The sequence below is a fragment of the Vibrio sp. TH_r3 genome (assembly GCF_033101115.1).
Taxonomy (GTDB): Bacteria; Pseudomonadota; Gammaproteobacteria; order Enterobacterales; family Vibrionaceae; genus Vibrio.
In genome coordinates, this window is record NZ_JAWMPW010000050.1 from 1 (window position 1) to 5,982 (window position 5,982).

Below are 5,982 nucleotides of genomic sequence, written 5' to 3' on the forward strand. Positions count from 1 at the left end.
ACCGTACACTTTTGAAAGTGTAGTACAGATAGCAGCTGTTAGAGTTGTTTTACCGTGGTCAACGTGGCCGATAGTACCAACGTTTACGTGCGGTTTCGTACGTTCAAATTTTTCTTTAGACATGACTTGTCCCTCTAGGTACGGATTTAGGTGGCTTTGATGACCACGCAACCAAAAATACTTGGTATATTGTAAAATTTATTCGTAAAACAATATTTTCTTTGGAACGAAAAAATCAAAAAGAAATTAATGCTTCAGAACTGGTGCTGATACCCAGATTTGAACTGGGGACCTCACCCTTACCAAGGGTGCGCTCTACCGACTGAGCTATATCAGCACTCATAATATGGAGCGTGCAGCGGGAATCGAACCCGCATCATCAGCTTGGAAGGCTGAGGTAATAGCCATTATACGATGCACGCACACGTAACTCTGAGAGCTATTTCCTTAAGAATATGGTGTTCCTTAAGAATAATATGGTGGAGGGGGACGGATTCGAACCATCGAAGGCGGAGCCGGCAGATTTACAGTCTGCTCCCTTTGGCCACTCGGGAACCCCTCCAAAATTTCTTTTTCTTTAAAGCTTTTTCGCTTACTAAGAAAATGGTGCCGACTACCGGAATCGAACTGGTGACCTACTGATTACAAGTCAGTTGCTCTACCTACTGAGCTAAGTCGGCACATAAGTGGAGCGCATTCTATTGGATGATCTTTTACCTTGCAATAGGTAAATTAAAAAAAGTTACGTTTTCCGCAACTTTCTCGCTTATAGAGCAGATTTTGAACACTTATTCGACCTAATATAACAATATGTCGATTAAGTCGCTTGAAATCCTACCAAGTTGATGTATTTTTCACTCTCCTTCTTTTTTAACGGCAGCAATTTTATGAGCCCTTATATGTCTTTTGATCGTAATCATTGGTCAGAACTACGTAATTCTGTACCGATGACATTATCAGAAGAAGATTTAAAAGAGTTACAAGGGATTAATGAAAAGCTGTCTATGCAAGAGGCAGTGGAAATTTATTTGCCATTAACCCGGCTACTAAATCTTTATATTTCTGCCAGGCAAGGGAGGAATTCGGTGTTGCATAAGTTTTTAGGCAAAGAACAACCGTCTCCTCCATTTGTTATTGGTATCGCCGGAAGTGTCGCGGTGGGGAAAAGTACCACGGCAAGACTACTTAAAGCTCTTTTGTCTAAATGGAAACAGCACCATAAAGTAGAATTAATCACTACTGATGGTTTTCTACTGCCAAACAAAGAGCTCAATAAACGCGATCTTATGTCAAAAAAAGGATTTCCTGAATCTTATGACATGAAGAGTTTAGTTCAATTTGTATCCGACATAAAAGCATGTAAACGCCATGTTAGTGCTCCCGTTTACTCACATATTACTTATGATATTACGCCAGAAGAAAAGGTCGTTGATTTACCAGATGTACTTATTATAGAAGGGCTAAATGTATTACAAAGTGGTATGGATTACCCTCACGATCCACATCGTGTATTTGTATCGGATTTTGTTGATTTCTCTATATTTGTAGATGCGGATGTGAAGCTTATAGAACGATGGTATATCGAAAGATTTATTAAATTTAGAGAAAGTGCTTTTAAAAAGCCAGAATCTTATTTTTCGCACTATACTCAGTTATCTAAACAAGAATCGATTGATAAAGCACTGACTATTTGGCGTACCATAAATGGTAAAAATCTAATCGAAAATATTTTACCAACTAGAGAACGAGCCCAATTGATATTAAAAAAGGGCAGCAATCATATGGTAAAAGAAATTCTATTGAGAAAATAACAATACGTACTGCTTTTCACTACTAGATCTCGTTATCTTTTCTTAAAGAGATTTCACCGCCAATGAAGCTCTGTACGCCACTGTGTGTTTCTATCAATATAGCGCCTTGATCGTTGATCCCTTTTACCACACCAGAGACTTCTCGTTCGCCCATGAGCAGTTTAACTGGCCTATCTATAAAATTATCTAAGCGGTTCCACCTTGGTACAAATTCATTCATGCCAAATAGCTCATAATCTTCAAGCGTTTTCTTCCAAGTGTTAATAATAGTTGCAGCTAAAATATTCCGTTCAGGTAAGTCACTAGTCACACCCGATAGAGAGGTCCATGGTTGATCGATACCAGCAATAGCCATTGGCATGTCGATATTCATACCCATGCCGATAACTAAATGTGCCGCTCCGCCTGCTTGTCCATTCATCTCGACTAATATTCCTGCGAGTTTTTTATCATTGTGATAAAGATCGTTTGGCCATTTGAGTTTTATCCCTTTGATACCTATCGACTCTAAGGCTTCAACCACAGCAACACCAACAACTAAACTTAATCCCATTGATGCAGCCATGCCGGCTTCAAGTTTCCAATACATAGATAAGTACAAGTTGCTGCCGAAAGGAGAAACCCATTGTCGACCCCTTCTTCCTCTTCCATGAGATTGATACTCTGCCAGACAAGTCGCACCACTCTCTAGCGATCCATTTCGTTCGAGTAAATATTGATTAGTCGAGTCAATCACAGGAATTAACTCGACATGTTGCTTAGTTAGCGCCTCAATTTTTTGCTTATGTAATAGCTCAATCGGCTTTGATAAGCGATACCCCTTACCCTGAATCCTATATATATCCAAGCCCCAAGCCAAAATGCTTTTTATATGTTTACCTATTGCCGCTCTAGATATGCCTAGTTTAGTACCTAGTACTTCGCCAGACACAAACTCCCCAGAAGATAACAATTCGATGATCTTAAGTTTGACGCTATAATCTTTCATTTATTTACTTATCATTTTGTGTAGATATGTTTCTTCTTTCGAATCAAAAAAACGGACTTCGTGCTCTAGACGTATTTTATATTTGTCGAACACAGTTGCGCATATTTTTGTAGCTAGTTCTAGGATGTCTTGCGAGGTCGCATCATTCATATTAACGATCACTAATGCTTGCTCTTTGTGTACCATAGCACCTCCACAAGTTACGCCTTTTAATCCACTATGGTCAATTAACCAACCAGCAGCAACTTTCATCCCTCCACTTACTGAATGAGCTACCAATTCTGGAAATAGTGTCTTTAATCTCTCAAAATGTTGATCCGTAATTATTGGATTTTTAAAAAAACTCCCTGCATTGCCAATAACTTCCGGGTCTGGCAACTTATTTCGTCTTACCAAACAAATTTCATCAAAAACTCGTTTAGCGTTCAATTCATCAACTGGAATAGCCGCTAAGTGTCCATAATTAACAACCGGTTTCCACTGTTTAGGTAACTTTAAACCAACACTCACCACTACGACTTTGCCACGTAATTCGTTTTTGAATATCGAATCTCTATAACCAAAGTGGCACGCATTCGTTGTCAATTTAGATACCTCAAAGCTGTCGAGATGAAGTACTTCTACATACTCACAGATATCTTTAAATTCCACACCATAAGCACCAATATTTTGAATAGGAGCAGATCCTGCACAACCTGGAATCAAAGCCAAATTTTCCAGACCTAAATAACCTTGTTTTAGTGTCCACTTCACCAGTTCTGGCCAATCTTCCCCACCTTTAACTGCAAGATGCCAATCGCTATCACTTTCTGTCACTTGTATTCCACAGTAACGGTTGATAATAACCACACCATTAAAATGCTTGGTAAAAAGAACATTACTTCCCTTACCTAATAGAAGCTTAGGTAAATCGCTCCATTCCTTGTTTTGATAAACAGAAATAAGATCTTCATTGGATTCAATAATCACCAAAAAGTCACAGGTCACATTAACTGCGAAGGTATGAAACGATTTTAAATTAGCTTTTTTATATATTTGCATAGCATTCGAGGATAAGATAACAGTTTTACTATTCTACCTTATTGAACGAATAAACGCAGTTTGAATCATGCAAATAACCATTAGTCGACTTGACCCACAGATGATCCCTTTGGTTCAAAAGTTGTACAAGCAGCACTATAAATCATCCAAGGCAAAGAAAGACGAATTGATATTTGTGGCGCGCTGCGACCAGGAAATTTGTGGCGTTGTGCGCTTAAAGACGATTGGTCATTATCGTTTGTTAACCGGAATGCTAGTCATACCTAAATACAGAAGACTCGGCATTGCGCATTTGTTACTTCAACACTGCACGAAAGTAACACTGAATAGCAGTGATTATTGCTTCGCCTATTACAACCTTGAAGCATTTTACCAACAGCATAATTTTACACTAACACCCAAAGAGCAGTTACCAGAACCATTAAAGAATCTATTTCTACGCTATTCAGCGAGCGGTAAATCTCTTTCAGCCATGCATTACTGCTGTTTCGATTAGTCGTTGCCATGTTTTGGGCTTACTATTTTGTCAATTTATCATTATCCTAGTCACAAATAAGTGTCTAATTTTTAAAAATTTCAATATCATTAACGATCACGTATCAATTCTTATAGTAATAATTAGTTACTCTAGGCAGACATTTGATAAGATTTAGTTTAGTTAATTTTTAATACCTGAGGCAATTTATAAAATATGATGGCATTACACAATCCGTTCAAACAGATGCCTACTATCGCTTTAGATGCAGACGCTTTTAATATTCTGCATACCGCTGAAGACTTTAGAGAATGTTTGTTGGCGCACATTCGAAATGCTCAGAAACGTATTTATATCACCGCACTCTACTTAGAAGATGATGAAGCTGGTCGGGAAGTTTTATCGGCTCTCTATCAAGTTAAACAAATCAAACCCGATCTAGACATTGTTATTTGTGTTGACTGGCACAGGGCACAAAGAGGCTTGATTGGCGCAGAACAATCAGCAGGCAACGCGAGTTTATATAAGGAGTATTCGGCTAAGTATGCTCATAAAGTGCCTGTGTATGGCATTCCTGTGCGTGGACGTGAAGTTTTTGGCGTATTACACCTTAAAGGGTTTGTTATAGATGATACTGTAATTTACAGTGGCGCCAGCTTAAATAACATCTACCTAAACTTTCACGAAAAGTATCGGTTTGATCGTTATCATATTCTTAATAACCATACTTTAGCCACATCGATGGTTAACTTTATTAAAAACGATATGGTAGCGCACCCTGCAGTCTATGATCTCTGCTGTCCTGATAAGCCAAATACCAAAGAAATAAAACTCGCTATTCGACGCTTTCGTTCATCTTTAGCGCAGTCGGAATATAAGTTTGAGCATCAAGAACCACAAAATAACCAAGTGGCGTTAACTCCACTTGTCGGCATAGGTAAAAGACGTAATAAACTAAACCTTAGGATAAATCAGCTTATTGCTGCCGCTAAAGAAGAAATTTTCATTTGTACACCTTATTTCAACTTTCCTAAGAGTGTCTCTAAACAGGTAAAACGAGCATTAAGACGAGGGGTAAAAGTAACCATCGTCGTTGGAGATAAAACTGCCAACGATTTTTATATCTCTCCTGATGAACCGTTCAAAACTATTGCAGGTTTGCCTTATTTATATGAAATGAATTTAAGACGTTTCGCTAAAATGAATGAAGCAAATATGGCAAGCAGAAAGCTATCATTAAAGCTTTGGAAACATGATAACAATAGCTTTCACTTAAAAGGTATTTGGGTAGATAAGCGTTATATGTTACTAACGGGTAATAACCTCAATCCACGAGCTTGGAGCTTAGATCTGGAAAATGCTTTATTAATACAAGATAACCAGCACCTTTTGACATCAAAGTTTGAGGCTGAGATAGAAAACATCCTGAAACATACAGATTTAATTGGTAGTTATAAGCAATTAGACAGACTTGATACTTATCCAGTAGAAGTACAAAAACTTATCCGTAAGATAACACGAGTCAAAGCAGATAAAGTACTTAAAAACATTTTATAGACACGTCCTTTTCATTTAAACAGTAGTAATGAATCTCCTTAGTCTTTGCTACTGTTTAAAAATTAAAATCATAAAACGCAAAAAAGCCTCAACATTTCTGTTGAGGCTTT

6 protein-coding genes and 4 tRNA genes are annotated in these 5,982 nt (G+C 37.9%); 3 read left to right on the forward strand and 7 right to left on the reverse strand.

Translation table 11 applies throughout. From position 1 onward, the window contains the following. The 5 genes from R3X26_RS18610 to R3X26_RS18630 all read right to left on the reverse strand — a co-directional run. A partial coding sequence (locus R3X26_RS18610) for a GTP-binding protein (RefSeq protein ID WP_254868837.1) occupies positions 1 to 123 on the reverse strand: 123 nt, incomplete at its 3' end. Between the two features lie 138 nt (positions 124 to 261). Then, positions 262 to 337, reverse strand: a tRNA-Thr gene (locus tag R3X26_RS18615). 10 nt (positions 338 to 347) lie between these two features. After that, positions 348 to 422, reverse strand: a tRNA-Gly gene (locus tag R3X26_RS18620). 55 nt (positions 423 to 477) lie between these two features. Beyond that, positions 478 to 562 (reverse strand) — tRNA-Tyr (locus R3X26_RS18625). A 42-nt stretch (positions 563 to 604) separates the two neighbouring features. Further along, a tRNA-Thr gene (locus tag R3X26_RS18630) sits at positions 605 to 680 on the reverse strand. 207 nt (positions 681 to 887) lie between these two features. Between R3X26_RS18630 and coaA the strand changes: the two genes are divergently transcribed. Continuing rightward, entirely contained in the window at positions 888 to 1,811 is a 924-nt protein-coding gene (gene coaA / locus R3X26_RS18635; RefSeq protein WP_317718821.1) for a type I pantothenate kinase, read from the forward strand. A gap of 22 nt (positions 1,812 to 1,833) precedes the next feature. Here the strand turns inward: coaA and birA are convergent, their stop codons facing one another. Continuing rightward, positions 1,834 to 2,799, reverse strand: a complete 966-nt coding sequence (gene birA / locus R3X26_RS18640) for a bifunctional biotin--[acetyl-CoA-carboxylase] ligase/biotin operon repressor BirA (protein WP_317718822.1) — start codon at positions 2,797 to 2,799, stop codon at positions 1,834 to 1,836. Further along, on the reverse strand, positions 2,800 to 3,840 hold the full coding sequence (gene murB, locus R3X26_RS18645) for a UDP-N-acetylmuramate dehydrogenase (RefSeq protein WP_317718823.1): 1,041 nt from the start codon (positions 3,838 to 3,840) through the stop codon (positions 2,800 to 2,802). A gap of 67 nt (positions 3,841 to 3,907) precedes the next feature. Between murB and R3X26_RS18650 the strand changes: the two genes are divergently transcribed. Next, entirely contained in the window at positions 3,908 to 4,336 is a 429-nt protein-coding gene (locus R3X26_RS18650; protein WP_317718824.1) for a GNAT family N-acetyltransferase, read from the forward strand. A 195-nt stretch (positions 4,337 to 4,531) separates the two neighbouring features. After that, positions 4,532 to 5,872 carry a CDP-diacylglycerol--serine O-phosphatidyltransferase gene (gene pssA, locus R3X26_RS18655; RefSeq protein ID WP_317718825.1) on the forward strand — a complete coding sequence of 447 codons (1,341 nt, stop codon included), beginning with the start codon at positions 4,532 to 4,534 and terminating at the stop codon, positions 5,870 to 5,872. Positions 5,873 to 5,982: the final 110 nt, after the last annotated feature.

Coding starts and splice junctions, on each gene's coding strand:
- murB (WP_317718823.1), bottom strand. CDS start 3,840: ATGCAAATATATAAAAAAGCTAATTTAAAATCGTTTCATACCTTCGCA.
- birA (WP_317718822.1), bottom strand. CDS start 2,799: ATGAAAGATTATAGCGTCAAACTTAAGATCATCGAATTGTTATCTTCT.
- R3X26_RS18650 (WP_317718824.1), top strand. CDS start 3,908: ATGCAAATAACCATTAGTCGACTTGACCCACAGATGATCCCTTTGGTT.
- coaA (WP_317718821.1), top strand. CDS start 888: ATGAGCCCTTATATGTCTTTTGATCGTAATCATTGGTCAGAACTACGT.
- pssA (WP_317718825.1), top strand. CDS start 4,532: ATGATGGCATTACACAATCCGTTCAAACAGATGCCTACTATCGCTTTA.